This window comes from Cohnella silvisoli, assembly GCF_021190915.1.
Classification (GTDB): domain Bacteria; phylum Bacillota; class Bacilli; order Paenibacillales; family Paenibacillaceae; genus Cohnella; species Cohnella silvisoli.
This window is the reverse complement of the sequence record NZ_JAIOAP010000003.1, coordinates 220,271-247,017: the sequence shown is the minus strand read 5'-3', so window position 1 is coordinate 247,017 and position 26,747 is coordinate 220,271. Positions and strand designations below refer to the sequence as shown.

Genomic DNA, 26,747 nt, shown 5'->3' with positions numbered 1-26,747 from the left:
AATGAGAAGCTTGGAAGGTTTGAAAAAGACGCAAATGTACGTGTTTCTAACGATAGTCGCTTTGTTTACGGCCGGACCGTTCATTCTCGTTCTGAACACCTCGCTGCGAACGACCAAGGAAGTGATCAAGAACGGCCCGTTGGCTTTGCCTTCCGCTTGGGCCTGGAATAATTACGTACACATCTGGAAGGTCGGCAACTTCAGCACGTACTTCAAGAACAGCGTCATCGTCACCCTCATCGTAGTCGTCGTTTCTTTGGTTATCTCGATCATGGCGGCATATGCTTTCGCCTATCTGAAGTTTATCGGCAAGGAAATGTTGTTTTTGCTCATCGTGTTGGGGTTGATTATCCCGATCGAGCTCATTATTATCCCGCTTTTCTTCAACTTGAAATCCATATCGCTGCTGAACACCCGGTGGGCGATTATTATGCCGCAAATCGCTTTGAGCGTGCCATTTACCGTATTCCTCTTCCGCGGATTCATGAAGGACATATCCGCTTCGTTGCTGGAGTCGGCCCGAATGGACGGATCGACTGAATTCAAAAATTTGATCTACATCATCATGCCGCTCATGACTCCGGTTGTGGTGGCGGCGGCGATCTTCGCGGTACTGGGCACGTGGAACAACTTCATGCTGCCGACCATACTGATCCGTAATCAGGATTTGCTCACCTTGCCGGTGGGGCTCAATTATTTTCGCACGAAATTTACGATGGACTACAGCATGGTTGCCACCTCGGCGATCATCTCGGCGATTCCGACGATTTTAACTTATATCCTTTTCCAACGAAAAATCATTACGGGTTTGACGATGGGCGCTTTGAAAGAATAACGACTTGATTACAGGAGGCTGTTTACTATGAAAATCCATTTAACTCCAGAAGAGTTGTCCACAGGGATACTAGCACCGGAAACGTTGGCCCTTGCGGTCGAACAGGTGAAAGCAAACGGTTATATCGTGTTCGAGAAAGTGCTGGATGAAGCGTTCATCCGCGAGCTGCGGGCTTCGTTCGATCCTCTGTTCGACGATTATATTAGCCGCAAAGGCTACAATACCGGAACCAACCGGGCACAGATGCACTTGCCGTTCATGGCTCCGTATAACGATGAGCGCATTATCAATCATCCGATCGCCCTGTCGATCGTCGAACAAATTCTCGGCCACGACTGCAAATGCACTTATTTCGCTTCGGATACCCCTATGCCAGGGTCGGATTACCAGAATGTGCACAGCGATACGATGCCGTTATTCCCGGAGCTTTCGGTTCCTCTTCCCGCCTTCAGCTTGGTAGTGAATATCCCTCTAGTCGATACGACGGAAGAGAACGGACCGTTGGAAGTATGGCCGGGAGGCACGCATATGAATCCGGATTACGCTAATCACGACACGCTGGACGGCTCAGTGAATCCTCACCTTCATATTGTTCGCGCCGCCGAGCACATGCTGTCCGAGAAAGTGTATATGTCGGCCGGCTCCATCGTCATTCGCGACCTGCGGATGTGGCATCGGGGCACGCCGAACCGTTCGAACGCGCGCCGCACGAACATTGCCCTCATCTATAATCGCGCCTGGTACGGAAGCGGATTTGAGATCCAGATCCCCCGCGACGTCTACAACGGGTTGAGCGACCGGGCGAAGAAGCTGTTCCGCAACGAACGAATCGGCTATCCGGTCAGAATGCCGTGGGAGCCGTCGCCGCAAAATTGAGTTGTTGGATTCCAGGCGCAAGGTGTGAGGTAAGAGGTTTAATGTGCAGAAGGAGTTGGTAAAATGAAATTGAACAAACGTGTCGTAACCAATGAGGATGTACGGTTTTATCAAGATAATGGCTACTGGATCAGCCCCCGGATTTTCGATGATGACCAGTTAGCGCGACTGCGCCAAGCCCATGACAGGATCTGGGCACGCGATTACGACGGAGACGGGTTTCCCTTGTCGGAATGGGAATCGAACGGCAATCCCCTGCAGTTGCGCAAGATGGATAATGCCTGGTGGGTCAACGATGTAATCAAGGACGCCATTACGAATCCGCTGCTCGGACAGATGGCGGCGGAATTGATGGATACGGATGCCGTCCGTGTATGGTATGACCAAGTCATCTATAAACCGGGTACGGGAAATAAGCAGAATGTGTCCTCCGGCAATGTCGGCTGGCATCAGGATTATGCCTACTGGCAATGCACGAACAGCGACAACTTGGTGACGGCGTGGATCGCCCTCCAGGACACCGATCTCTCGAACGGATGCATGATGGTTGTTCCCGGCTCCCACCGTTGGGGGCTTGTGCCGACCAGCGATTCCTTCTTTAATCAAGATCTCGATTCCTTGAAGAATCAATTCGCCCGGGATGGGCGGGAGTGGCGGGAAGTTCCCATGACCTTAAAAGCAGGCCAAGCGAGCTTTCACCATTCCCTGGCATTCCATGCATCGGGACCTAACTTGTCCGATGCCCCGCGCCTGTCGGTCGTTTCTCATCTGATGCCGAGCGACATGGCTTATGAGAACAAAGGGCAGAACGTCGACAACATCCGTTTGCTCGGTCCCAGACCACGTCAAGGGCAGCTTTTCGCCAATGAATATTTCCCTTTGCTGGCTCCCCTGACGGTGGGTTGAACTCCCTGTTCCCGTCATTAACCCTTCCGCCTCTGTACTATGGTTCGAAGGCCAAAAAACTGCCTACATCACCCGGGAGCTCAACGTTGTGACTTCGCCAAGACCAAAAAACTGCCTTCACCACCTTGAAACGCAGCGTTGTGACTTCGCCAAGGCTAAAAAACTGCCTTCACCACCTTGAAACGCAGCGTTGTGACTTCGCCAAGGCCAAAAAACTGCCCCTAGGCGATGACTGACCTCTAAACCGAATTTTTCAAGCAAGGCGCCAATATAAAACGGCCGCCTTGCTTCTTTTTAATAAATATGGGTATCGATATCGTAACCATTGTATATCATATGGATATACTTCCTAAAGAGGGTGAGTTATAATTGGATCATAATAAGGGAAGGGACATGATCCTAATGACGAGTGCAACTCTCAGTAAATGGGGCAATAGCAGCGCTATCCGTATTCCGAACCAATTGTTAAAACGCCTTAACTTAGAAGAAGGCGCCGAGTTGCAGATCATGTTAACGCCGGAGAACGATATTCTGCTTCGTCCCGTGGTAAAACCGCAAGAGACGAACGAGGAATTACGCGCTCATATGAAGAAACTTCTTGCGAAAGTCAATCCGGATTCACCGCGCCATGAAGAAATCGACCTCGGTATTGAAGGAGACGAACTGATTTGACCATTCCAGCACGAGGCGATCTGGTTTGGCTGGACTTCGATCCGCAAGCCGGGCGGGAACAAGCTGGTCGCCGTCCCGCCATCGTATTATCTGAATTAGAATTTAACGACTTGACCGGCTTTGCGGTCGTGTGTCCAATCACAAACCAAGCAAAGGACTATGCTTTTGAAGTTCCGCTTCCGGAAGGACTCCCATTCACTGGTGTCGTTCTAACGGATCAATTAAAGAGCCTGGACGTGAGAAAACGTAAAATCAAAGTCGTTGCCAGCGTTCCGGTTGATTCCGATGTAATGAAAGATATTCTCCGTAACACCCGTTCCATCTTGGCGTAAAGCCCTGATATCTTCCGCTCCCTACTCTCACGTCATCCCTTAACGCTCCCCAGTACGATTCCGCTCATGAAATACCTTTGCAGGAAAGGATAAACCAACAGAATCGGTAATGCTCCGATAAAAATCTGCGCCGCCTTGTTCGTCCTATTGGATACTTCGAGGAACGTTTGGGTGTCCTGAATGGTAACCATCTTGAGCAGCCCCTGCTGTACCACAACAGTTTGAAGATAACTTTGCAAAGGATAATGTTCTGTCCTGTTCATCAGGATAATGCCGTCAAACCAGCTATTCCAGTGACCTACGGAAGAAAACAATATCAACGTGGCAATGGCTGGCATAGAAAGCGGCACGTATATTTTCCACAACGTATACCAATGGCTGGCACCGTCTATAAAAGCCGCCTCTTCGATCTCCTTGGGCAAATTCCTGAAGAAATTAAGCAGAATGATCACGCTAAAGACAGGAACGGCACCCGGTAAAATCAGCGCGAAAATGGAATCTATCAGCCCGGTCATTTTGATGACCATATACCAAGGAATCAATCCGCCTCCAAAGAGGATCGTAATCATAAAAAATACAATATACGCCTTGCGGAATGAAAGCATTCTTTCATCTTTGGAGAGTGGATAAGCAATCAGTATGATCAAGAGCATATCGATAGGCACGCCAATTAATACTCTCTTAAAAGAAACAATCATGGACCTGATAAATTCCGGTTTATTGGCAACAAACTCATAGGCTTTGAATGTGAAGTTAATAGGCCACAAAGTCACATAACCTGCTGCGGCTGCCGTACCGCTGCTGAATGAAATGGCCAGCACGTGGATCATTGGCAGCAAACACAGCAAGGCAAACGCAATAAGAACCGTATAATTGAAAATAGGAAAAAGCATTTTTCCAAATGAAGTATTAACCTTCATACCATTCCTCCAACGGATTATAAAACTTTATATCCTGCAAATTTATCTGCCAGTCTGTATGAAACCAATATAAGAATAACGGAAACAACCGATTTGAATAGGCCGACAGCTGTCGCGATGCTGTATTGGTTATCGATCAACCCCATCCTGTAAACCATCGTATCTACGATATCTCCGGTACTGTATACGAGAGGGTTGTATAAATTGAAAACCTGATCGAACCCTGCATTTAGAATACCGCCAAGGCTCAATACAGTCATAAGGATCACGATAGGGGTCAACCCGGGCAAGGTAATATGCCAGGTTTGCCTCCAGCGGTTAGCTCCATCCACGATAGCTGCCTCATACAGCGTCGGATCTATTCCTGTCAACGCTGCCAGATAGATGATTGTTCCAAATCCAGCTTCCTTCCACACATGCGTAACGACAAGCAAATACGGAAACATCTTTTCATTCCCTAGAAAAAATATAGGCTTGATTCCGAATATTCCTAAAAATTGATTTACGATACCGCTGGAGGGAGATAGGATGTCGATTAAAATCCCTGCCAAGAGAACCCATGATAAAAAGTACGGGAGGTATATTATCGTTTGTATGCCTCTTTTCACATACTTTGCACGTAATTCATTTAACAGAAGCGCTAGTCCGACAGGTACGATCAAACTTGCGACAATTTTCATTAGGGCGATAAAAATCGTATTCCAGAACACTTGACGTACATCGGGTATTTGCAAGATGAACTCGAAATTATCGAGTCCTATCCATTCCGATCCGAAGAATCCTTTGGTCACATTGAACCTTTCGAATGCCATTACGATTCCCACCATAGGTCCATAGCTGAATATCAGCAGCAGAATGATCCCGGGTACCATCATCAGATGCAAGGGCGATTCCCGAATCCATTTTTTCCCCTTCGATCTTAGAGCCTCCATGCTTATTCCTCCGTCGTATTGCATTTCGATTTCAGAAAAAGGAAGTTGGTTCCGCCAACTTCCTTTTTCCTTTTCACACCCGATCGTTATTTAGATTTGTACCAGTCGTTGACTTCCTTAGTAATTTGATCCCCGCCAAGCTTTTTCCATTGATCCACAAATTTGTCGAATTCATCGATTGGCGCTTTCCCCATAATAATCTTGAGGAATGTTTCGTTCTGTATTTTGGCAAGAGTAGCTCCCTTGTCCGACTGCGTTTGCGTAGGAGCGCCGTAGTATTCATTGAAGACCCATTGGTTGTTTTTATCAATTTGCTCTAATAAGGATTGCGAGCCGCCCGGTCCGAATACGGCTGCATAACCCCAGCTCTTGAGATCTCCGCCTTGATATGCGAGAGTCTTGTCATAGTTGGATTTGTCTGTAGTATTCAGCTGCGAAGGATCCTTGCTTTGGAATGCCGCTTGAACTGCCTGGTAACTTTCTAGATTCTGCTTGGGCTTCCATACGCGGAACAGGGACATCTTGAATACTTCCTTGCCCTCAAGCGTAGTACCATACTTGTTGTTATCTGCATTAGGGCCGACTGTCTTCTCTACCCATTCGTTTACTATTTTGATAAGTGCCTCAGGATGCTCGAAATTTTTGTTTACGACATGGTAACCCCCAACAGGTGACGAGACCAAAGACAGTACCGGCTTATCGTCTGAAGAAACCAACGGAATCGGTATCCAGTCGCCAGGGTCTTTATCGTTTTCCTTGCTTGAATTGAGAGGCCAAATCGAATTCCACATAGCTCCGTAAGCGATTCCAATTTTGCCCGCCGTAGTGGACTCCGCCACTTTTGTACCGTCCTTAACGCCAAATTCCCGATCGATCAGGTTTTTGCTGTACATATCTTGTAAAGCAGCCAATGCTGTCTTTACTTCGGGTTGTATGGTGCCGAAGACCAGATTGCCAGAAGCATCCTTGATCCATCCGCCCGGATACGCATGATAGGCATAGAATATCGGAGCAATATCAGCCCAACCGGTAACTCCGCCGCTTACCGCATCCTTATTGATTGCAAAGCCAAGCGTATCGGCCTTCCCGTTTCCATCAGGATCCTGCGAGACGAACGCCTCTGCCGTTTTTACCAATTCATCCATTGTCTTAGGTGTCGGCAAATTCAATTTTTTGAGCCAGTCGTTGCGTATCCAGATCATTTCAATATTGTCCAACATCGATTGAGTCTCCGGAATAGCCATCAGCTTTCCGTCGAATCTGGCCGTTCCGAGCATCAAGCCGCCGTCCCCTTCAATAACGCTTTTGGTTAACGGCGTGGCATACTGGTCGTATACGCTTGTTAAATCGGCAATGACATCATTGTCGATCAACAGCTTGAGATTTTTCATATCGACATCAAATACGTCGGGTAAATCGTTTGAAGCAATGGCTACACCGAATTTTTGCGCATATTGGTCTCCAGGAACAACCCAATTATATTTGATCTTAATTCCCAGATCCTCTTCATACGTTTTTGTCCAGACATTGTTGTCAATGGTTTCGCCTTCATCATATTTATAGTTTGTGCCAAGATCCGCTCGTACGCTTGTAAGCGTAATTGGAGGATCATATTTGGCCATAGGAGATTTTTCTGAATCTTCTGATTTTTCCGGAGATGACGAGGTGCTGGCTGACGAACTAACAGATCCGGATGTCGCTTCGTTCTGTGTATTTTTCGAAGAATTGCAAGCAGTCGCTACTAAAATCATAGAAGCCACAAGCACTAAAGAAATGAGCTTAGCGAACCTTCGATGTTTCATGTAAACCCTCCGTTTTTTTTGTTTGGTTTAAGCGAGGCCTCTAATTTATTATAGTCAGCGAATGAAAGCGTTTAATATATGACATTTTTTACTTTTGAGCTTTCCGTTTACTTCATGAACAAAGAATCGCGGTACTCCTGCGGCGTCATGCTTGTCGATTTTTTGAAAAACTTAGCAAAGTAAGCGGGAGAATCAAAGCCGATAGAGATAGCAACTTCATGTATTTTCATTCCGGTCCCGCTCAAAAGCTCCTTTGCCTTGTTAATCCGCGCAAGATGAATATGGTCTGAAATATTAGTGCCGGTTATCTGTTTAAATAGCCGCGATAAGTAAGAAGGGTTGAAATAGGTTAACTCGCCTAGCTTTACTAGCGATATGTCCTCCGATAAATGTTCGAAAATATATTGCTGCACGAGCATGATAATATCCTTTTCCCGCTTTTCCTGATCACGTTCCTGCAATTTAAAGATGTCGTCTGCAGTCTGTTGCAAATATTCGGCGGCATCTGCCCAACTATCGAATTCATCTATACGGGTAAGCTTGTTTATGCTCGTATGGAAAACCCGTTTCGCGGCAAGCCCTCTCCGATTGATGTAAGACAACAGCTTTATTGATAATGAAAAATAGATTTCCAATGCAGGTATGTAATGCATACTAGGAATACTTTTCAGAAACCCCGTTATCTCGGAAAATATTTCGAAAAAATCCTGCTTCTGGCCTCGATCTAAACAGCTCTCCAATTTACCGATCTTATTCAGTTGAGCGTGTATGTTTCCGTCATACCGATTTGTACTTAATGCTTGATCCTGTACAACGGGGTCGGATTCATTCTCTGTTATGATAATGCCGCTTTTAGAGCCAATACGATAGTTGAGCAGCTGCTTTAAACCGTAGTACTTTTCGGAAACCGTATCCCAGCTGCTTAAATCTTTAGCAAGCGCGAAAGACATGCTTACCTGAAGGGATTCCATACAAGCTCTCTGGGCGGTTTCCAGCATTTCCTTAATGAACAAGCCGGTTCTTTCCCAGTCGGACTGAGAATCCGCGGGCTGAATTAACCAAACGGAGTACGATTCTTCATAAAAAATATAGGCGGAATGGATGTTCTCAAACAAATACTCTTCCACGATGTTCTTAACTGTATAGATCAGACGGGTCTTTTCAGCCTGGACAAGCTTTTTGGATAGATTGTCCATTGTTCCAATCAGCATTAATACCGGAAGCTCGGAGTTCAGAGAGATTTCCATTTCATCCAGCTGTTGCTGTGTAACCGGGAGTACGGACTTCTCCCCTTGGAGCAGCGTAGTAAGATATTCCTTCTGAAGCAGCGGCAGCGCCTTGCTTACTTGCTGTCTCCCCCTGCTGATCAGTTCCGTATTTCTATAACTATGCTCGATTTCGCCGATGGCTTTTTCTACCGTCTTAATGATTTCAGAGTCGTTTTCCGTTTTCAGCAAATAACTTACGCCTTCATGCTTGATTGCCGTATACACATAATCGAATTGGTTGTATCCGGTTAAAAATATAACTTTGCAGTCTGGCCATCTGTTCTTTATGTTCTCAAGCAGCTGTATTCCGTTCATTTCAGGCATATGGATATCCGTCAGCACAATATCGATTTTTGTCCTGTTCAGCCAACTCATGGCTTGATCTCCCCTATAGGCTTTGTATATATCCAGTTCGAGTTGCTGTAAACCGCTAAAAAGTCGATAAAGCCAATCCACGATCATCTGTTCATCATCCACAATCAACAGTTTATACATCGTCTCACTCCTTTAATTAATCATTCCGAGAGGCTAACCTACAATTCTAATAACCACCTTTAACCCACCCAAGCCGCTTCTGGAAAATATCAATCCACTGTCGTTTCCGAAACTATATTGAAGCCTTCTATGTATATTTTTAATTCCGGTCATTTCCACCTCGTCAATATGATCCTTTTCGACAAGAGACTTCTGCAGAGCCTCTAATTCCTCGTTATTCAAACTATTTCCGTTATCTTCAACTACAATATCCAGAACTTCTTCCGACTTTACGAAAGAGATGATCAGTATTCCGCCGCTGGCCTTATTCTCAAGACCATGCTCAAGCGCATTCTCGATAATAGGCTGAATAATAAGACGGGGCACCCTAATAGGACTGCATTGTTCCGGTGTTTCTTCGAATTCGATTTTCATCCTGCTGGCAAAACGCATGCTCAATATTTCCGTATATATCCGTGCATGCTCAATTTCACTGGCTAATGTTACCTCGTCCCCTGCGCTCCGCGTGATGAATTTGAGATAATTTCCAAGCTGTTCCGAGAAACGGGCCGCATTTTCGTTATCTTCATCCAACACCATCCTGTGCAGAATGAAGTAGCTATTGTAAAGAAAGTGCGGGACGATTTGCGTCTGAAGCTGCTTCAATTGCGCATTCTGCGCAAGTATTTTCTGTTTATAGACCTGCTCGATTAAAGTACCGAACTTATCGACCATTTTATTGAAAGCGCCGTATAGGTATCTGAATTCGTTGTCGGTTTTATGTGCAATGGATATATTCAAGTCGCCTTTCTCCATCTTGCGGAAGGATTTTACTAGCAACGACAGAGGTTTGTAAATCAAACGGTACGTGGAAAAGGAGTATAAAAGAATAAGCAGAATGGCTGTCGCAGTAAAAATCCAGAACCAGTTGGAGTATTTCTTGAAGGCTTTAAGGACTTCGCTTTCGGGTATATACTTAGACAACGTAAAACCAAGATAATCGGAGCTCGTGTAAATCGCCCAATAGGCCTTGTCCATAACTTTTATATTCTCGGAGCCGCTTTTCGCGGTTTTTACGGCCTCCTTTACAAATTCCGCAACCCTTGAATTTTCTTCCGTATTATTCGTACTCGTCAATATGAAATCGTTCTGAAGGTCTATTAACAAAGCCCCTCCGTTTTTGTAAGTATTGAACTGCTTTAGTGCGTCTTCCAATACACTCAGGTTCAGTTCGACGGCAATAATGTAAGCAGGTTTCTTTTTCACTTTGTTTTTGGTATCAATAGGGGTATTCGATAAATTGGAGATGCTTAGAAAAAGACGATTATTCCAATAAATCGTTTGTGCGTCTTTAGAATTGTAGGAATTCGTATCCAAGATATTAAATTCCTCCTTAGGGATGGAGCTTTCAAAAGTCGATGAAGATACAACCCTGTTAATAGAAGGAATGTAAGCGTTTGCACTTGTGATATAAGAACTGCTGCTGGCTATCGCTTTCAAATGCTGTTGCAGTTGTAAAATCGTTTGCGCTTTCCCATAGTCATCGAGAGACTCAGGAACGAAAGCAAGTTGATGCAAATTCACGTCGTCCGTGCTGTAATACTGTAGCAGTTTTATTCTTTGTATTTCTTTTTCAAGATTCTCCATATAAAAATTGACCTGGGAGAGCATCGTATTGGAAATATCCTGTTTTTGGGTTTGTATGGCCCATTGATAGATTTCGATACTAAGAACGTAGATGGGGAAAATAATGAGAAGAAACGTAATGACCAATCTGCCGAAAATAGACATTTTCCACTTTTCTTTAAATAGCTCTTTCATAAGTACCATGTCGGTAACCTCCCCATTTCGCAAGTGACATTGACCAATCGAATTCCGCAACTAATGGCAGCTAATTTTCATCCTCCAGTATACGCTCATTTGATCTCGATAGTCATTACAAAGCTTATCCTTGGAACAACAAGGTTAGCCATAATCTCTTTTATCGTATTGTTTGCTCTTCAACTTGCTCATGCTCACTTCCACTCCTCTATCTACGCAGACGTATTGTATCGATATAATCTCATTGTGCGACCTGTACCTGAACTCTTCATGAAGACTGGCTGAAATGTATTCTGAAAGAATTGCACGAAGAAACAGGGGCTGTCCCTCAAGTCTTTTTCAGACTTTATGGGACAGCCCCTTCGCTGCAACAAAATCTTTACTGTTAATCGGAGGAACCTGTATTTACTACAGTTAAAATCGTCTAAAAACGGGATATTCGCCTATCAACCTGCATTTTCTACAGGTGTTTGGACCAAATCAGCTAGAATGACTCAAACTAGCCCCGATTACCTGCACATTTTGCAGTTAAACGGTTCAAAAAACCGTTTTTGGCGAATCAACCTGCGCTTTTTACAGTTTGTTCTCAACGCAAAGAAACGCCTCTGCCTCTCTTAGGGGCGAGCGCGTTGTGCTCGTGCCTTCGCATAATCCATCACTTCAATAGGCGAAGCATCTGAACGACCGGTCGGCCGTCTCCTATCAGCTTCGCTTCGCGGCTGCGGAGCTGCGACGAACCGTCTCCATCCAGGAAGATGCCATTTATGAGCTTCCCATCTCCGATTTGTTCCAAGATCGCTTCGCGGAATGAGGCCAGCGATCCCTTCGTGGTGCTGACGATCAGGTACAAGCTCCCGTCGAGATCGTATACCGCCGCTGAACGCAAGCAATAATCATCCGGCAAAGGGGCATTTTCAAACGCGGCTTGCTCTAACCAATGATCGTTACGGTCGAGGCTCATGCTGATGCCCCCCTGCGCCCAGAAACGCGTGCGATCCGTAACCGAGAGCTCGGATGCCCGACTTACAACCTGCACGCTAAGCCGGTCCAGGTTTCCATCCCATACTAAAGTGCCTCTCGCGTATTTGGCATTGGTTTCACCCGTACCGTATTGGCTTTCCGCTTCGTTGACAGACAGATCGTTGACGACGGCGATGCTGAGCAAAGCGTCTTGATAGAAGAACCCTCCATTAATGCCGTAGTAGGGGGCCGCCGTTACATTATTGTGAATAGATTCCAGCGCAACATTAGACGGTCGCGTTCGCAAATAATGCAGCTCCATGCCGTTCGCAGCGACGGCCGTGCCATACACATAATCGCGAGGCATATTAAGCTCATCGTCTTGGCGTTCATTGTTGTTGGAGAAAATAAAGAGAGTTACGAATATAGCTGCCAGCGCGGGCAGAAGTATCCCAACGGTTTTTAGCTTAAATAAGGTTTGTTTTTCCATTCTCCCATTATATCAATATACGGCAGCCGATTCTCCATCTGAGCTTAAATTCCCGTGAATGAATCGGTTATCATCCGCCCGGATGCCTTCATTCAGCCGTATGCTCATTGAAGCGCATAGCCTCTTGAAACAGCTGACGCAAATCAATTGAAATACAGGTCAGATTCGGAGACGTGAATGTGTCTTCGTCTCCGTAGGAGGCTTCCAGCCGATATTTGCCGTCAACGAGCACCAACTGATCGATAGTGGAGTATAAAGGATCGACAATCCAGTATTCTTTTACGCCAAACCGCTCATATATGATTTTCTTTCGCACCTTATCCTTGGAGCCGGTGCTCGGGGACAGTATTTCCACAAGCAAATCCGGAACGCCTTTAACCCATCCGTCTTTGATAATATGCAAATTTTCGTTTGCGATAAAGATGAGATCGGGCTGCACAATGTTGTTCTCGTCAAAATGGACGTCCATCGGCGCCACCAGCACGATACCGTTGGCGTGGCATGTCGAACGGATGGATGCGTAAAGTTCGGTGACCAGCATTTGATGCGTTACTCTCGGCGATGAGAGGAAGTCGTAACGCACTCCCTCAATAATCTCATATCTCTCCTCGATCCAATAGTTGGCCTGCTGCTCCTTCACGGCTTCTTTCCGCTTGTCCTTTTCTTCTTCGCTCATGGTCCGTCCTCCCCTTTCACAATACCTCCATTATAGTTCAAAGCCGTCGGATTGGGTATGATTCGGATCGCTCCCGCAGGAGAAATGACGCCCGGGAGCCTCTTCTGTCGATTCAACCGAATCGCATGCTGGACTTCCGGACGACGAGACGCGGGAGAAGCTTGATTTCGCCATCCGAGCTTAAATTCCCGTGCAGACGATCCATTAGAATTTGCGCAGCATTTCGCCCAATTTCCTCCTGCAATAAAGCCACGGAGGTCAGTTTCGGATACACACGCGATGCGATATCCAAATTGTCCATTCCCACCACGGCTATATCATCCGGTATGGAAAGCCCCGCTTCCTCGCATGCTTTCATGACGCCGATCGCCATTAAATCGTTGGCCGCGACAACGGCTTGAGGCCGCTCCGATCGCTCAAGCAGCGACTGGGCCGCCAAATAGCCGCCGCTTTCTGTATAATTCGATGGGATAACCAACGATTCATCTAGGTTCAAGTTCGCGTCGAGCAAAGCATCTCGATAGCCGCAATACCGTTGAAAGCCGGTTTGCTCGCTCATATTGCCGCCGATGAAAGCGATTTTCTCGATTCCCTGCTTGATAAGGTGCTCTGTTCCCAGTTTGACGCCTTCATAGGTGTCTACATATACGTAATCAAACTTGTCGCCGCCCTCCGCCGATACGTATTTATTCGTTAATACGACCGGGGCATGGAGCGAGTTAATGGCCTTAATGTTTTCCTCGCAAAAATGGAAGGACACCATGATCATGCCGTCAGCCACTTTTTCCCTCACGTTCTGGATCGCTTTCAGTTCTTCCTTTAAGCTGTGTTTGGTGTAGAAAAGAATCAGCAAATAGCCATAGGACTCCAACACCTGATTGATGCCGTTAATCATATCGAAGTAAAACGGGTTGCAAATATCGGGTACGGCAAAAATAATTTTTTTCGTCTTTCTCGTCTTCAGCATTTTGGCCGCTTGGTCGGGAGCGTAATTCAATTCCTTGGCGATCTTAAGTATCTTTTCCTTTGTTTTCTCGCCGCAGTACCCTCTTCCCGAGAGCGCTCTCGATACGGTGGCAGGCGACACGCCAACCTGCTCGGCAATATGGTAAATCGTACTCTTATTCATATAATCCTCCAGAACTTGCAGCGAATATTATGCAATCGGTTTCATATGTTAAGAGTATCATTCTATGTGATTCTTATCAATTCTAATCTGCAACAAATCTTTTGTTCCACAAGCTTGCACCTTTGACTAAATCCCAACCCCGGCGGCTTAGCTCGGCTTCCGGCAGCTTGGACGCAGACTCCGAGTCGAGAATGACGTTCTCGCATTCGGATGAAGCTGCATGATCGAGGCGAGCAATTCGGATGAGACGCCCCCCATCTAAGCAGTGGCTACAATATCCGCTTTATGCCGCCCAACCGCCACTAGACATAGCTCCCGGGAGCTCAGCACGGTTCCCAAACCGAAGGTGATCGCATGCGTGGGGACGTCATTCAGGGAGCCAAAATCCTTCGCATACAGCTCCCGATTGACCTCGGCGATCTCCGTCACGTAACAAGCCGCCGGGATGGATCGGGCCGGTTCGATAAAGCAGATGTACCCGTTGATGCCGATCTCCATCAATTGCCAATCGATGCTTCATGGCTTGGCCGATGCCGATTTGTTCGTCCGGATTAATGAACACCGATGAGCCGAATCTTAGCCTTCCCTTCGATTCCCTGCTGATAAACTCCTCATAGATTCCGGTTGTCAGAGGACAATTAGTTCAACCCTCTCTGTTCCACTTTTCTGACTTCCGACCAGAAATGATCCAGTTCCTTTTGGGCGACTTCACGTACGTGAGCCGCGGATCCGGTTTCTTCATTAAGAAGCGCTGCGGAGGAACGATCGGTTAGGATCCGCTGCTGCCTCAACCTAAAAAAGGCTCCCTAAGGCGCAAACCGCGCCGGGGAGCCTCTTTTTGTTTAATGAATCGGTTATCATCCGTTTGACAGATTGAACGTGCTGCATTCGGATGCCTTCATTCGGTTGGCTGCACATTGAAGCGCATAGCCTCTTGAAACAGCTGACGCAAATCAATTGAAATACAGGACAGATTCGGGGACGTGAGTGTGTCTTCATCTCCGTAAGAGGCTTCCAGCTGATATTTGCCGTCAACGAGCACCAACTGATCGATAGTGGAGTATACCGGATCGACAATCCAGTATTCTTTAACGCCAAACCGCTCGTAAATGATTTTCTTTCGCACCTTATCCTTGGAGCCGGTGCTCGGGGACAGGATTTCCACAAGCAAATCCGGAACGCCCTTAACCCATCCGTCTTTGATAATATGCAAATTTTCGTTAGCGATAAAGATGAGATCCGGCTGCACAATGTTGTTCTCGTCAAAATGGACGTCCATCGGCGCCACCAGCACGATACCGTTGGCGTGGCATGTCGAACGGATTGAAGCGTTCAGTTCCGTGACCAGTATTTGATGCGATACTCTCGGCGATGAGAGGAAGTCGTAGCGCACTCCCTCAATAATCTCATATCTCTCCTCAATCAAATAGTTGGCCTGCTGCTCCTTCACGGCTTCTTTCCGCTTGCCCTTTTCTTCTTCGCTCATAGCCCGTCCTCCCCCTTCACGATACCTCCATTATAGTTCAAAGCCGTCGGATTGGGTATGTTCGGATTCGGCAAGGTTTATTGCCTGCACGAGTCCGGGGTCAGGCGAAATTACCTGCGGGAGCCCCTTCTTTTAGGAACCGAGCTTTCATATTTTAATTTGCACCTTCAGCAATTCCGGGTCCTTGGACTTCGCCAGGAATTCCGGGACTTCTTCCAGAAAAATGACTTTGGATACGAGAGGTTCCATCTTAATTCGTCCTTCCTTGACCCAATCGAAAGCGGGCAGGAACGTATGATTGATCGCCATCGAGCCCAGTATCGTCCAGTCCTTATGGTAAAGGTCGAACGGATTCAACCGGATTTGCGCGGTTTTCGGCGTTACTCCGAATTGCAGGTATTTCGCCGTCTTGCCCATATATTTCATCGCTTGCTCGATCACCGAAGGAATACCCGTCGCATCCACGACCACGTCGAACGTTTCCCTGTCAAGCTTCCCCATTTCTTTAACGTTCACTGTATCTGTTGCACCCAAAACTCGAGCCAGCTCCAACTTGCTCTCGGAAACGTCGACGACCGCAAGCCGCGATGCGCCCGCCCGGGACAACGCCTGTACAAGCTGCTGCCCCATCGCCCCCGCGCCGAAAAGAAGAACGGATTGCCCGACTTGCAGCTGAAGCCGATTCATCGCATGCACGACACAGGCGATCGGCTCGATAAACGCCGCTGTCGCAAAGGACATCGCATCCGGAATCTTCACGACGTTGCGGGCAGGTACTGCCACGTATTCCGCCATGCTTCCGTTCACCGTGTTCCCGAGAGCTCCCCAATCGGCGCACTGATTTCCACGATTAGTCAGGCAATAGACACATCGTCCGCAGAACAGCGACGGATCGGCCGTCACCCGGTCACCGACGCGGAAGCCTTCAACCCCTTCACCCACTTCATAAATTGTCCCCGAAAATTCGTGCCCTGGAATAAGGGGATACGGCGACAGAAACTCTCCTTCGAATATATGAAAATCCGTTCCGCAAATGCCGACCTGCGCCACCTGAATGACCACTTCTCCCGGCTTCGGTTTCGGATCGGGCACTTCTTTAACGACCGCATGATGCGGTTTTTCCATAACCAGCGCTTTCATTTCACAGCACCTCTCCCCTGTTGATTAAACTATGATCTCGTCTCTCGTGGTGCGGTCGCATCCGCCGTTACGTCAATTCAAGCATAACGACGCTTCTGGCCGGAATATGAAACTCGGCTTCGCCGGATGGTGACCGGGACAGCTCGAAGTTATCCGCATGGCCCCTATCACCAATGAACAACAGGGCGCTCGCCTCGCTCATCCCGAACTTCACCGGATCAAGTCGCACGCTTACCTTGCACCCTTCTTCACTCACATTGGCGAAAAACAAACCAACACTTTCATCCTTATATCGCCAAGCCGAATGGACGATGGCATCGACCGTCATTTTACCGGAATCATTATATTCCTTCGTCTCTTTGCCGTGATTATAATGGAACCAATCCATGCGGATTCGCGGGTTTTCGAATTCAAGCGGACGCAGCATCCGTCCGTAAGCCCAATACTTGTTGGCTGAACCGACTCGCAAACCGGCAAACATGGCCAAATATCGCGCTCGCTCCGCTGAAAATGCGTAACCCCGCGGCTCGAACGGATAATAATGCTCCTCCGATGCGTTTTCCAATGCATTACCTATTGTATTCTCATGCCCGTCCAACGCTTCCATCGGACTATATTCGTAATTCAGTTCGTATAGACCACCCCACAAATAGGTTCGGGCAACCGTAAAGTAATAGAGCTCGCCGATTTCTTCGACCAGTTTGCCCCAGCCGTCCATTCTCATAGCGCCATACTCGTGATAAACGTAGGAGAACATCGGAATAAGCTCAGCATCGCCCGTCTTGAGCAGATCGCGGATTGGCCATCCTTCCAACGGGGCGGCAGGCTGTCCTCCGGCCCGCGCCTGGTAATAATCGATCAGATCGAGCAGCGTCTCGTTCATCATTTCCGTTCCCATCGGCACATACCGTCCAGCGACGGCGGCCATCGCCGCTTTCGTATCGGCGAAATTCCGGCGATAGGCGTCCTCGATCGTTTTGCCCGCTCCAATGGGATGTCCATGCGTATCGTCCATGCATATTTTCAAGATGTTGTTCGCGGAAATGTCGTAATAGATGGCATCCACGTCGTCCGTCCGTTGAAGCGTTTCGTCGCGGCGTACGTGAAACTCATGCGCATACGGATGGGCGGGACAAAGAAAGGGAAAAGCATAAGCGTCTATGCTTTTTTTGTTTTCCGGAAACTTCTGAGCGGCGGCTTTCCCTAATTCACCGTCTGCACCTTCGAAATGATAGAGATAATCGAATTCGAACGGAGCAAAACGATCACCGTATTCCTTCATGCAAGCGATGTTGTCCGGGTTGAATTTCGTCGGGAACCAGTCGTCGAAGCCGCCGGGAACCCCTTTGTAAAACGTTTGCGGCGCATGGGTCCAGTCCGGGCCGAGGATGTGGAACATCGGTGTCCGGATAAACTCATGGTACTTGCGCAGCCATGGCGTTCTATCCGCACCCGCATTAATGCCGAAAGTCGCAACGCCCATCTCTTCATGAAGCCACTTCCCCGCAACGTCACCGCCGCGTTCTGCGAGTTTACCCCGTTTGCACCATTCTTGCCGTTCCGCCCAGCCCTTGTACAAATCCGCCGCTTCGTACCAATCTCTACCTTCTAGCAGGGCAACTTGAACCGCGTAATCGGGATAGATCCCCTTGCCCGCTCCCATATCTTCGCACCCATGAATGAAGGAAGCTTCCAATAGCCCATTTGCGTTCTTATAGAAATTGAGCCATTTGACGTATCCTTCACCGTCCATTGCCGCGAAGTAGAGCCCACCCTTGTTCATCCCGTAATAAGCGAAAAACTGCATCGAAGCTCCGGAGAAGCTTTCCGGATAAGGCATGAATCGCTGACCGAGCCCGTCATGAACGAAAAGTTTCATCGGATTGCGAACCTTGAACCCGGTCGCGAACGGATGCGCAATGTAATCATCTTTCCCGTCTTCGGTAATCGTGCGAAGATCCGGAATAATCGGATATTCCAGACTAAGCAGACGTTCATCCGAGCCGTTGTCCGCGGAGCATCGAAACAGGGCCTCGTCTGCTTCGGCCGCAAGGGATACTTCGGCCCGAACGGTAACGCCACTCGGCGTGCGCCATGTCAGCGAAACGGTTTGGATCCCGGATTCCATCCGGTCCTCCCGCCATTCGAAAGCCTCGAACGAACCGCTGAAGCCTCCGTCCGTTTCCAGGCGGAACGGTTCACCGCCCGCCGAATCCTCCGAATACGCAATGCCTTTACGCAAATCGCGAAGGCTGCGGATCGAACCGTCGGCTGCGTTCAACTCCAGCCGGATTCGCCCGTTATGCAGTACGATCATGCTTTTACGGCCTCCAATCCCGATTTCGTTTATTTCAAGCCCGACATCTTGAGATTCGCGACGATGTACTTCTGGAAGATCAGGAACAGAATGACCGTCGGGAGCGCCGCCAGGAAGGAACTCGCCATCAGCAGATGCATCTCGGCGACCCGGCCAGAACGGAAGTTGAAAATGTATTGGCCAATCTGGAACCAGTTCTCGTTCGTCATCGTCATCACCGGCCAAACGAAAGCGTTCCAGTACCCCAGGTAAGCGCCGATCCCGATAATGACGAACGGAGGCAGCGACATCGGCAGGAAGATGCGGGTGAAGATTTGGAACCGGTTCGCCCCGTCGATGAGCGCCGCTTCTTCGAGGGCCAGCGGAATATTCAAGTAAAACTGCCGGATGAAGAACATGCTGTAAGCGGACGCAACGCCCGGCAGGATGAGAACCGCCAGCTTGTCAAGCATGCCCAGCTTCGATACGACTACGAAAGACGTAATCGTGATCGCGAATCCCGGAATAAAATACGTGGTCATGACGTAAACCCACCAGAACTTCTTGAAACTGAACTCCAGTCTTGAAAAAGCATAAGCGGCGGCCGCGTTGACCGCCACGCTCAGAATCATGAAAGTAATGGCGCCGAGGAAGGTGGTGCCCATCGCCTTCTGAAACAGCGGATCGTGTAAGATGCTCGTATAATTTTCGAAGTGCCATACGGTCGGAAAAAACTTTAAAGGAGCCGCCAGCACTTCTTCCTGCGACTTGAATCCGGCGAGCCCCATCCAGACGAGCGGGAAAATGGTAATGCCCGTGACGACCAGTGATAGGATGGTGGTGAAAATTCGGCTCCATGTCCACGTTGACTTTCGCATTGCGTTTACCTCCTCCCGTCCGTTTAACCGTCGACCGCTTTTTCGGAATTCAATACTTTGAAAATGACGAGCGAAATAGCACCGAGTACGACGAAGAACATGAGGGCCGCTGCGATCGATCTGCCGATCAGGACGTCGTTCAGGAAATGCTGCAGAATGTAGAAGTTCGGCGTTGCCGTCTCGTTGACCGGACCCCCGTTCGTGATGACCCACGGCAGCTCGAATTGGGAGATTTGGGCCGTGAAGCCGGTCACGAGCAGGAACAGGATGATGTTGCGCATGAGCGGCAGCGTAATGTGCCGCATTTTGCCGAACGTACCGGCGCCTTCGATCTCGGCCGCTTCGTAGTACGATTCCGAAATGTCAAGCAAGCCTGCCAGCATGATGAGCGTCGTGATCCCGAAGCCGGTCCAGATAGCCGGAACGGTAATGGCCGGCAGCGCGGTCCTTACTTCCGCGAGCCACGCGATCGGTTCCAAGCCGAACCAACCGACGACATAATTGGCCAATCCGCCGAGGTAATCATAAATAAAGAGGAAAATGACGCCTGCAAGGATAAGGCCGATGACGGTCGGGATGTAAATGGCCGCCTTCACGAAGCTGGCAAACTTGCCTTTCAGCCCCTTGACGAGGTTGGCGAACAGGAAGCCGAGCACGAGTTGGGTCGGTAGAACGTACAGCGTAAATTTAAGCCCGGTCCATATCGCTTTTGTGAACAATTCGTCCGTCAGGTTGACATAGAAATTTTTGAAGCCGACGAACACGGGCGCTTGATAGAAACCCCATTCGTAGAAGCTGATATAAATCGCGTACGCGAACGGAACGATGATGAAAATGGTCGACCCGAGAAGGATTGGCGTCAACATGGCGTATGCCGCCAAGTTGTCGTGGCGAAAGTTCTTTTTGAACATCTGGTTCACCTCCGGTTACAGGTTCCGGCAAAACATCCGGGGACGGCGTTCGTCCCCGGACGCTATGATCGGCATTATTGTTTCGGGTTCGTGCCGGCAAGCTTGTTATTGGCGATGAAGTCGTTAATCGTCTTCTCGGCTTTCTCAATCGCCTTGTCGACCGACGTGCCCTTCATCGCGGACTCGATGCCGGTAGAGACAGCCATGCTGACATCCCACGGGTAGATCGGCTCCGCCTTGGAGTTCGGAATGATCTTCTCGGCGATGAGCGCTCGCCATGCGTCCTTCGATGCGTCCGGATCGCTCTTCATCGCTTCGTCTACCGACTTGCGCGCAGAGAACTTCGAGAAGCCGGACGTCTTGAAGAAATCGATCATGATGGCCGGGTCGCCTGCGAGCAGGTAAGAGATAAAGTCCGCGGCTTGATGCGGATGTTTGGCTTTGCCGTCCACGACAAGCGTCCAACCGCCGAGCGTTGCCGTCGCGCTTGCCGGGTCGCCGCTTTGGGACGGCATCGGGGCGATTCCTGTTTTTTCCAATTTATCTTTGTAGGAGTTGCGGAGCTGGCCAATCGCCCAGGAACCGTTCACTTGCATCGCAACTTTGCCTTCGCCGTACGGCTTCATGTCCGGGTACGGAGCCAGCGCCTGTTTCGGCATGACGCCCGATTGGTAAGCGTCTTGATAGAATTTGAATACCGCTTTGTAAGCGTCGTTGTTGATATCGGCTTTGGACCAGTCGCTCGTCAGCGCCTCATGGCCGGACGTGCCGAACTGAAGGCCCCAGCTGGACCAGCCCAAATCCCCCGCGACTTGTGCCGTCGAGAAGCCGAATACGCCTTTGCCGGTCAGCTTCTTGGCGTCTTCGAGCAGTTCCGCCCACGTGGTCGGTGGTTTCTCCGGATCGAGACCCGCTGCCTGGAACAGGTCTTTGCGATAGTAGAGCACCGCGGACGGCTCGACCAGCTTCGGATACGCGTAATACTTGCCGCCTGCCGTAATGAATTCTTTGACGTTGTCGTAGATGTCGTCGAATTTGACCGGGTCCATCAGATCGTTAAGCGGCAAAATCTGTCCCAGCTTCGCGGCATTCGCGATTCCACCATAGTTCATCGTATAGACTTCCGGAGCTTTTCCTGCTGCCTGGGAGGCTTTCATCTTCTGATCCCAAGCTTCGCCGGGGACGAGCGTGTACTTGATTTGGATTTGGTCCTGTGATTTATTGAATTCGTCGACATACTTCTTAAACCACTTGTTCGTCGTTTCTTCGAATGACCTCTGCCAGAACTCGATCGTCACTTTCTCGGCCGGAGCCGAGCTTTCGGATGCCGAAGGCTCGGGCTCGCCGCTCGCGCTTGGCGAGCTGCTTGGACTGCTAGAACTAGCACTAGCTGAAGGACTAGAACTTGAACCCTTGTTGTTTGAACCGCCGCATGCTGAAACAACTAGCGCTAGAATAATCAAAACCGATAACAGTACCGTCCATGACTTGGACTTTCCCCATTTTGCTTGCATGTGTGAATCCTCCCTTTTTTGTGATCATGCTATTTAAACGCTAAGCGCTTAAACCGAATGAATGGTTTTCACGATTTGAATCCGCTTTCATTTATTCAATGAAGCTCTGAACCAAAAGACGTTATAGGGATCCCACAACGACAGAGTGAAGTAGATGGTTTTACCGCCATCGCCCGTAAACCGGTCGTTCATGAAAGGGGCGTACAAGCCGGGATGGTCCGCAGCCTTCACTAGATCGATCGCCTCGCCCCACGGCCCCCAAGGCGTGAGCCCCTCGCGAATGACAACCCCTTTGCCTTCGTTCAAATAAGTCAACAGCCATCTTTCCAGATAGGAATTCCATACGACGGACAATTCACCCACCGAATCCTCCACTACCGTCTTGGCTTTGGTCATGTCGGCACCCCATACCGGAGCCCCCTTATCGTCTAAACCCGTGAAATACCGATATTCGGCCATATTTTCCACATTTGCCTCGCTTACTTTCATCAATTGCACGCCGCCGTAACGTCCGGAAGGAATGCACCAGAAATATATTTCCGAGTTCTCGTCGTCGATTTCCACTTTGAAAGGGCTTACCTGAATGAAGTTGCTGTCCCCCGGCCATTTCAAGTTGTCCATCTTCGTCCAGTTCTGTCCCTGGTCCGTAGATTTGGCCGCGCTCGCGTAATTGGCGTCCCATTTGCCGGGATCTCCCCAGTGATTAACCGACATGTAGTATAAATACAAAGCCCCGTTAGCGTACAAGCCGTGCGTCGGAATCGTGGTCATCTCGTTATAATCGATCTTGGCGGAAGGAATCAGTTCCTTGGCGATGCCGATTTCGTCCGTTATCATTCCGTCGAAGGTAATGCCGTTTGCCGGATCTTTGTCGGTCGAGTATGCTATCGTGTTGGAGCGCCAGAAGCTGCCCCCGCCGCCGGTCATATCCGGAGGACGTTCGCCGAACGTATCTCCGAAGACGAAATAAGTTCGGTCGCCCGCGTTGATCATAGACCCAAGGTCAGTGCCGTACACGGTATAGCGGTCCGTCTTGTTCGGGGAATCCGCCCCCGTTAGTTGCGCCACCTGCTGAAGACCCGTTATACCATTCAGGACGAATTCCTTACCCTTCGCTTCCAGCATCGGATTGACTTTAGCCCCGCCGCCCGTACACCCTGTCAATAATAGGATAAGAGCAGCAGCCGTAATTCCGATTTTGATTTTCAAAAAGTTTCCCCCTCTCCTGTTGCCGGTATGGGTTACGGGTTCGAATGGCCGAAAATTTTGTTTAAGCTAGCCTGATCGAATGGCTTGATGTCGGGAAGCGGCAAGCGCCGCTCGACTTTCGGCAGTGGAGCGAACGCTTGATGCGGCTCCTCTTGGTACCAATAAGCCGTCGAGGAAACATCGTCGCTCCTATGGTTGTTGTGGCCATGCTCGATCGTGACTTTGATGCTCTTGTCGAACATGATGGGATCGAGAATATGGTAACGGTAAGTCGAGATTTTCCCGCTCCAATTCGGACCGCCGCCCATAATGATGCCGTGGTAAGGCGTGCATACTTCCTGCTGGGGGCACCATGCGGTATTGAAATAGTCCTCCATGCCGGTTCCATGCAAGGTAGGCGGCCACGATTCCCCATCGATGAAAATCATGTCGTCCCCTTCTCCGTACCAATTCCATTCGCGGGTTTCGCGCAAGTTATGAACGTTGAAATTGCAACCGATGTAATGGCCTTTGCCCACAGCGTTCAGAATGACGTAATTCCCTTCTCCGCTCGTGTTCTTTCCGCCGAATTCGTAGTGAGCGTTGTCGACCCCTTGTTCGGATATGCCTTCCGTAGGACATTCCCTATGCCATTGGGCATGGAACCGGAGCTCGCCTTCCGGCAGCTTGTCGTACTCCTCGTAATCGATATAGAAATAAAATTTGATCGGCGTTTCCGCTTCGCTTTCGATTTCAATTCTGGCATCGATTGCATACGGCATACGGAAAAAACTACTAAAGGCTTTGCCGTCTTCGGGGCTCATCATCAACGCCGCAGACGTATAATTTTTCGTCAGCCCGTGGCCCATTCCGAAGAAATCCCCGATCGGCGCTTCCACGCTTGGTTCCGTTTCGTTGTCCCAGTACATTCTCATAACGATTTTACGAGGTAAAAACTCTTCTTCCCTAGGACCGTCCGTTGCCATCGTCATCCATATGTGCGTAATGGCTCCCGAGCCTTGAATTCGGCATATTTGTTTGTTCTCGCCTGGCAATATCGTGTAAAAGTCTTTATTCCCCCCCGTGCGGTCGTAACTGGATTCCCGTTTTCTTTTGCCCGATCTGGCAAGGCTTAAGGAGGATAGATTTTGTTGAATGTCCATGTACGAGAGCTCCTTTTGTCGAAATCTGCAATCGATTGCACATTGATCATGATAAACCTGATATGATTTCCTTCAACCTTTTTATAATATCGTTGCCACCGCTGTCTAAATATTCGTACAGCTTGCTGTACTCTTTGTTTAACGCTTCAATTGTGTAATCGATTACACAATCATATTATAGCTATTATTTTTTGTTGTCAACGGCTCCGAATCAAAAATATTTCGCTTTTTTAGCGGACTTCGGGAACGTTGAACGCCGACGCTAAAGAGACAACGCAGGATAATTTTCCACGCTGCCTCGTATATTTGCCTCATCCGGCTTAACCTTTAACGGCACCCGCCGTCAAGCTGTTCGTGATCTGGTCGGTGAAAAGCATGTATAGAATGACGGAAGGCAGGGCGATCAAGGTCATGACCGCGAATTGCGCTCCGTAGTTGGATGCGTATTGACCGGTAAATTGGATAAGAGAGAACGGAAGCGTCTTGTATTTGTCCGAGTTAATGTACGTGATCGCCATAATGAACTCGTTCCACGTGTTCAAGAAAGCAAGCACGGCCACGGAAGCGATCACGGGTTTCGAAATCGGCATAATGATCCGGAAAACGACTCCGATCAGGCTCAGTCCGTCAATAACGGCCGCTTCCTCGATCGCCCGCGGCGTCGTCTGAAGAAAGCCGATGAAGATGAACACGCTGAGCGGAATCAGAAATGCGATATTCGGCAAAATCAGCGAGAAATAGTTGTCGATCAAATGGATTTTATTGAAGATGAAGAAATTCGGCAGCAGCGTCGAATAGATCGGAACGATCAAGCACACCATGACCAACCCCGACAAATAAACGTTCCATTTCCAATCGATCCGCGCGATGACGTAGCTTAACATAAGCGATACGATTACAGTAACGACGATGACAACAACCGCGACGATGGCGCTATTGAGCAAGTACGCGGGTACGTGGCCAAGCGTGAAAGCGTTCTTGTAGTTCACCCATTGGAACGAATCGGGCCACTTCAGTAGGGCGTCGCCGAAGAAATCGCCGCTCTTCAGGAGAGAGAAGTTGATCATCCATACGAGCGGGAAAATTTGCAAAATCACGACGACCGCTAACCCAAGGAAAAGGACCATTCTAGATAAACGCGCGCTGAGTTTCGTTGTTGTTCCCATCAGAATTCACCTATGTCTTTCTTGAGCAAGCGGTTCATGATCAAAGTCACCACGAGGCAGAAAATAATGAACAGAATGGAAATCGCGTTCCCATAGCCGAACATGCCGTCGCGGAATGCCTTGGAATACAAGTAGGTTCCCAGAAACTGCGTGCTGTTGGCCGGTCCGCCGCCCGTCATCAGGAATACCGTTTCCATCTGTTTGAACCCTGAGACGATCGCGAGCACGAAGTTTATGCGGATAACAGGCGACAAGAGCGGAAGCACGATGCTTTTGTTGTAGCGCCACTTGCTCGCCCCGTCGACGATTGCCGCTTCGTAAAGCTCGGACGGAATGCCTTTAATTCCTGCGTAGTAGAGCAAATACGCATAACCGAAGCCTTGCCACATGGCGACGAAAATAATCGAATATATCGCGATATCGGGGTTACCGAGCCAATCCTGTTTCCATGAGGAGAGGCCGACCGCCGTTAGCATTCTATTTAAGAGTCCGAACTGTACGTTCAGCAAACTGACCCACATCTGCGAAGTGACGAAAGTCGAGATGATCGACGGGATGAAAATAATAATTCGCAATGGGCGTTCCCATTTGCCCGTATAGGTAGTCAAAATCGCCATGAAGATAGCGAGAGGATGCTGCAAAGCGATAAAAGCGATCCCGAGTAATACGGCGTTGCGAAGCGATTTCCAGAAAATCGGATCATGGAAAAAGATTTCGGCGTAATTGCTTATTCCGACGGAATGGTAATCGACTCCGTCGTAGTTCGTAAAGCTTAAATAAAGGGCAACGGCCGTCGGCAATAAGATCAATCCGAGAATGAACACCAACCCGGGAGCAATCAGCAGAGCGATATTCCGTTTTTCCATCCAAAGTTTGTTCATGCTCACCATTCCGTTTCGTTTTGAAAAATGG

General features: G+C 48.9%; 25 protein-coding genes. 5 read left to right on the top strand and 20 right to left on the bottom strand.

Translation table 11 applies throughout. The features are described 5' to 3' along the window. The first annotated feature begins 1 nt into the window (after position 1). The 5 genes from K7P76_RS07825 to K7P76_RS07805 all read left to right on the top strand — a co-directional run bounded on the left by K7P76_RS07825 (position 2) and on the right by K7P76_RS07805 (position 3,621). Positions 2-835: a carbohydrate ABC transporter permease gene (locus K7P76_RS07825; protein ID WP_232184683.1), complete on the top strand. Its 834-nt coding sequence runs from the start codon at positions 2-4 to the stop codon at positions 833-835. A gap of 27 nt (positions 836-862) precedes the next feature. Continuing rightward, on the top strand, positions 863-1,711 hold the full coding sequence (locus K7P76_RS07820; RefSeq protein WP_232184682.1) for a phytanoyl-CoA dioxygenase family protein: 849 nt from the start codon (positions 863-865) through the stop codon (positions 1,709-1,711). A gap of 63 nt (positions 1,712-1,774) precedes the next feature. Continuing rightward, positions 1,775-2,617 (top strand): phytanoyl-CoA dioxygenase family protein, encoded by an 843-nt coding sequence (locus K7P76_RS07815; protein ID WP_232184681.1) that lies wholly within the window; start codon positions 1,775-1,777, stop codon positions 2,615-2,617. Between the two features lie 402 nt (positions 2,618-3,019). Next, positions 3,020-3,289, top strand: coding sequence for an AbrB/MazE/SpoVT family DNA-binding domain-containing protein (locus K7P76_RS07810; protein WP_309244738.1), 270 nt, complete (start codon positions 3,020-3,022; stop codon positions 3,287-3,289). Beyond that, positions 3,286-3,621, top strand: a complete 336-nt coding sequence (locus K7P76_RS07805) for a type II toxin-antitoxin system PemK/MazF family toxin (protein ID WP_232184678.1) — start codon at positions 3,286-3,288, stop codon at positions 3,619-3,621. The genes K7P76_RS07810 and K7P76_RS07805 overlap by 4 nt, the downstream gene beginning before the upstream one ends. Positions 3,622-3,653: 32 nt before the next feature. On the opposite strand, the gene K7P76_RS07800 is transcribed toward K7P76_RS07805, so the two are convergent. From K7P76_RS07800 to K7P76_RS07705, 20 genes are all read right to left on the bottom strand, one after another. Next, on the bottom strand, positions 3,654-4,541 hold the full coding sequence (locus K7P76_RS07800; protein ID WP_232184676.1) for a carbohydrate ABC transporter permease: 888 nt from the start codon (positions 4,539-4,541) through the stop codon (positions 3,654-3,656). Positions 4,542-4,558: 17 nt separating this feature from the next. Next, positions 4,559-5,473 carry an ABC transporter permease gene (locus K7P76_RS07795; RefSeq protein WP_232184674.1) on the bottom strand — a complete coding sequence of 305 codons (915 nt, stop codon included), beginning with the start codon at positions 5,471-5,473 and terminating at the stop codon, positions 4,559-4,561. An 86-nt stretch (positions 5,474-5,559) separates the two neighbouring features. Beyond that, a complete protein-coding gene (locus K7P76_RS07790; RefSeq protein ID WP_232184672.1) occupies positions 5,560-7,275 on the bottom strand; it encodes an extracellular solute-binding protein in 1,716 nt (571 codons plus the stop codon). Between the two features lie 107 nt (positions 7,276-7,382). Continuing rightward, positions 7,383-9,038, bottom strand: coding sequence for a response regulator (locus K7P76_RS07785; protein WP_232184671.1), 1,656 nt, complete (start codon positions 9,036-9,038; stop codon positions 7,383-7,385). Positions 9,039-9,071: 33 nt separating this feature from the next. Then, positions 9,072-10,847, bottom strand: a complete 1,776-nt coding sequence (locus K7P76_RS07780; RefSeq protein ID WP_232184670.1) for a sensor histidine kinase — start codon at positions 10,845-10,847, stop codon at positions 9,072-9,074. Positions 10,848-11,493: 646 nt separating this feature from the next. Further along, the gene (locus tag K7P76_RS07775) at positions 11,494-12,288 is read right to left on the bottom strand and encodes a phosphodiester glycosidase family protein (protein ID WP_232184669.1); all 795 of its coding nucleotides are present in this window, start codon (positions 12,286-12,288) and stop codon (positions 11,494-11,496) included. 88 nt (positions 12,289-12,376) lie between these two features. After that, a complete protein-coding gene (locus K7P76_RS07770) occupies positions 12,377-12,964 on the bottom strand; it encodes a Uma2 family endonuclease (protein ID WP_232184668.1) in 588 nt (195 codons plus the stop codon). A 112-nt stretch (positions 12,965-13,076) separates the two neighbouring features. Continuing rightward, positions 13,077-14,093: a LacI family DNA-binding transcriptional regulator gene (locus K7P76_RS07765; RefSeq protein WP_232184667.1), complete on the bottom strand. Its 1,017-nt coding sequence runs from the start codon at positions 14,091-14,093 to the stop codon at positions 13,077-13,079. 258 nt (positions 14,094-14,351) lie between these two features. After that, positions 14,352-14,594: a sugar phosphate isomerase family gene (locus tag K7P76_RS07760; RefSeq protein ID WP_232184666.1), complete on the bottom strand. Its 243-nt coding sequence runs from the start codon at positions 14,592-14,594 to the stop codon at positions 14,352-14,354. A 137-nt stretch (positions 14,595-14,731) separates the two neighbouring features. Then, positions 14,732-14,884, bottom strand: a complete 153-nt coding sequence (locus K7P76_RS07755) for a hypothetical protein (RefSeq protein WP_232184664.1) — start codon at positions 14,882-14,884, stop codon at positions 14,732-14,734. 107 nt (positions 14,885-14,991) lie between these two features. Next, a complete protein-coding gene (locus tag K7P76_RS07750; protein ID WP_232184663.1) occupies positions 14,992-15,579 on the bottom strand; it encodes a Uma2 family endonuclease in 588 nt (195 codons plus the stop codon). Positions 15,580-15,726: 147 nt separating this feature from the next. After that, entirely contained in the window at positions 15,727-16,719 is a 993-nt protein-coding gene (locus tag K7P76_RS07745) for a zinc-dependent alcohol dehydrogenase family protein (protein WP_232184662.1), read from the bottom strand. A gap of 67 nt (positions 16,720-16,786) precedes the next feature. Beyond that, entirely contained in the window at positions 16,787-19,036 is a 2,250-nt protein-coding gene (locus tag K7P76_RS07740; protein ID WP_232184661.1) for a DUF6259 domain-containing protein, read from the bottom strand. 29 nt (positions 19,037-19,065) lie between these two features. Continuing rightward, positions 19,066-19,893 (bottom strand): carbohydrate ABC transporter permease, encoded by an 828-nt coding sequence (locus K7P76_RS07735; RefSeq protein ID WP_232184660.1) that lies wholly within the window; start codon positions 19,891-19,893, stop codon positions 19,066-19,068. 23 nt (positions 19,894-19,916) lie between these two features. Next, a complete protein-coding gene (locus tag K7P76_RS07730; protein ID WP_232184659.1) occupies positions 19,917-20,804 on the bottom strand; it encodes a carbohydrate ABC transporter permease in 888 nt (295 codons plus the stop codon). Positions 20,805-20,878: 74 nt separating this feature from the next. Beyond that, a complete protein-coding gene (locus tag K7P76_RS07725) occupies positions 20,879-22,318 on the bottom strand; it encodes an ABC transporter substrate-binding protein (RefSeq protein WP_232184658.1) in 1,440 nt (479 codons plus the stop codon). Between the two features lie 87 nt (positions 22,319-22,405). Continuing rightward, positions 22,406-23,527 (bottom strand): glycoside hydrolase family 183 protein, encoded by a 1,122-nt coding sequence (locus tag K7P76_RS07720; protein ID WP_232184657.1) that lies wholly within the window; start codon positions 23,525-23,527, stop codon positions 22,406-22,408. 32 nt (positions 23,528-23,559) lie between these two features. Next, positions 23,560-24,669, bottom strand: coding sequence for a glycoside hydrolase family 172 protein (locus tag K7P76_RS07715; protein WP_232184655.1), 1,110 nt, complete (start codon positions 24,667-24,669; stop codon positions 23,560-23,562). A gap of 320 nt (positions 24,670-24,989) precedes the next feature. Continuing rightward, positions 24,990-25,835, bottom strand: coding sequence for a carbohydrate ABC transporter permease (locus K7P76_RS07710; RefSeq protein WP_232184653.1), 846 nt, complete (start codon positions 25,833-25,835; stop codon positions 24,990-24,992). Then, positions 25,835-26,716, bottom strand: a complete 882-nt coding sequence (locus K7P76_RS07705; RefSeq protein ID WP_232184652.1) for a carbohydrate ABC transporter permease — start codon at positions 26,714-26,716, stop codon at positions 25,835-25,837. The genes K7P76_RS07710 and K7P76_RS07705 overlap by 1 nt, the downstream gene beginning before the upstream one ends. Positions 26,717-26,747 lie beyond the last annotated feature (31 nt).

Coding starts and splice junctions, on each gene's coding strand:
- K7P76_RS07825 (WP_232184683.1), top strand. CDS start 2: ATGAGAAGCTTGGAAGGTTTGAAAAAGACGCAAATGTACGTGTTTCTA.
- K7P76_RS07820 (WP_232184682.1), top strand. CDS start 863: ATGAAAATCCATTTAACTCCAGAAGAGTTGTCCACAGGGATACTAGCA.
- K7P76_RS07815 (WP_232184681.1), top strand. CDS start 1,775: ATGAAATTGAACAAACGTGTCGTAACCAATGAGGATGTACGGTTTTAT.
- K7P76_RS07810 (WP_309244738.1), top strand. CDS start 3,020: ATGACGAGTGCAACTCTCAGTAAATGGGGCAATAGCAGCGCTATCCGT.
- K7P76_RS07800 (WP_232184676.1), bottom strand. CDS start 4,541: ATGAAGGTTAATACTTCATTTGGAAAAATGCTTTTTCCTATTTTCAAT.
- K7P76_RS07795 (WP_232184674.1), bottom strand. CDS start 5,473: ATGGAGGCTCTAAGATCGAAGGGGAAAAAATGGATTCGGGAATCGCCC.
- K7P76_RS07790 (WP_232184672.1), bottom strand. CDS start 7,275: ATGAAACATCGAAGGTTCGCTAAGCTCATTTCTTTAGTGCTTGTGGCT.
- K7P76_RS07785 (WP_232184671.1), bottom strand. CDS start 9,038: ATGTATAAACTGTTGATTGTGGATGATGAACAGATGATCGTGGATTGG.
- K7P76_RS07780 (WP_232184670.1), bottom strand. CDS start 10,847: ATGGTACTTATGAAAGAGCTATTTAAAGAAAAGTGGAAAATGTCTATT.
- K7P76_RS07775 (WP_232184669.1), bottom strand. CDS start 12,288: ATGGAAAAACAAACCTTATTTAAGCTAAAAACCGTTGGGATACTTCTG.
- K7P76_RS07770 (WP_232184668.1), bottom strand. CDS start 12,964: ATGAGCGAAGAAGAAAAGGACAAGCGGAAAGAAGCCGTGAAGGAGCAG.
- K7P76_RS07765 (WP_232184667.1), bottom strand. CDS start 14,093: ATGAATAAGAGTACGATTTACCATATTGCCGAGCAGGTTGGCGTGTCG.
- K7P76_RS07750 (WP_232184663.1), bottom strand. CDS start 15,579: ATGAGCGAAGAAGAAAAGGGCAAGCGGAAAGAAGCCGTGAAGGAGCAG.
- K7P76_RS07745 (WP_232184662.1), bottom strand. CDS start 16,719: ATGAAAGCGCTGGTTATGGAAAAACCGCATCATGCGGTCGTTAAAGAA.
- K7P76_RS07740 (WP_232184661.1), bottom strand. CDS start 19,036: ATGATCGTACTGCATAACGGGCGAATCCGGCTGGAGTTGAACGCAGCC.
- K7P76_RS07735 (WP_232184660.1), bottom strand. CDS start 19,893: ATGCGAAAGTCAACGTGGACATGGAGCCGAATTTTCACCACCATCCTA.
- K7P76_RS07730 (WP_232184659.1), bottom strand. CDS start 20,804: ATGTTCAAAAAGAACTTTCGCCACGACAACTTGGCGGCATACGCCATG.
- K7P76_RS07725 (WP_232184658.1), bottom strand. CDS start 22,318: ATGCAAGCAAAATGGGGAAAGTCCAAGTCATGGACGGTACTGTTATCG.
- K7P76_RS07715 (WP_232184655.1), bottom strand. CDS start 24,669: ATGGACATTCAACAAAATCTATCCTCCTTAAGCCTTGCCAGATCGGGC.
- K7P76_RS07710 (WP_232184653.1), bottom strand. CDS start 25,835: ATGGGAACAACAACGAAACTCAGCGCGCGTTTATCTAGAATGGTCCTT.
- K7P76_RS07705 (WP_232184652.1), bottom strand. CDS start 26,716: ATGAACAAACTTTGGATGGAAAAACGGAATATCGCTCTGCTGATTGCT.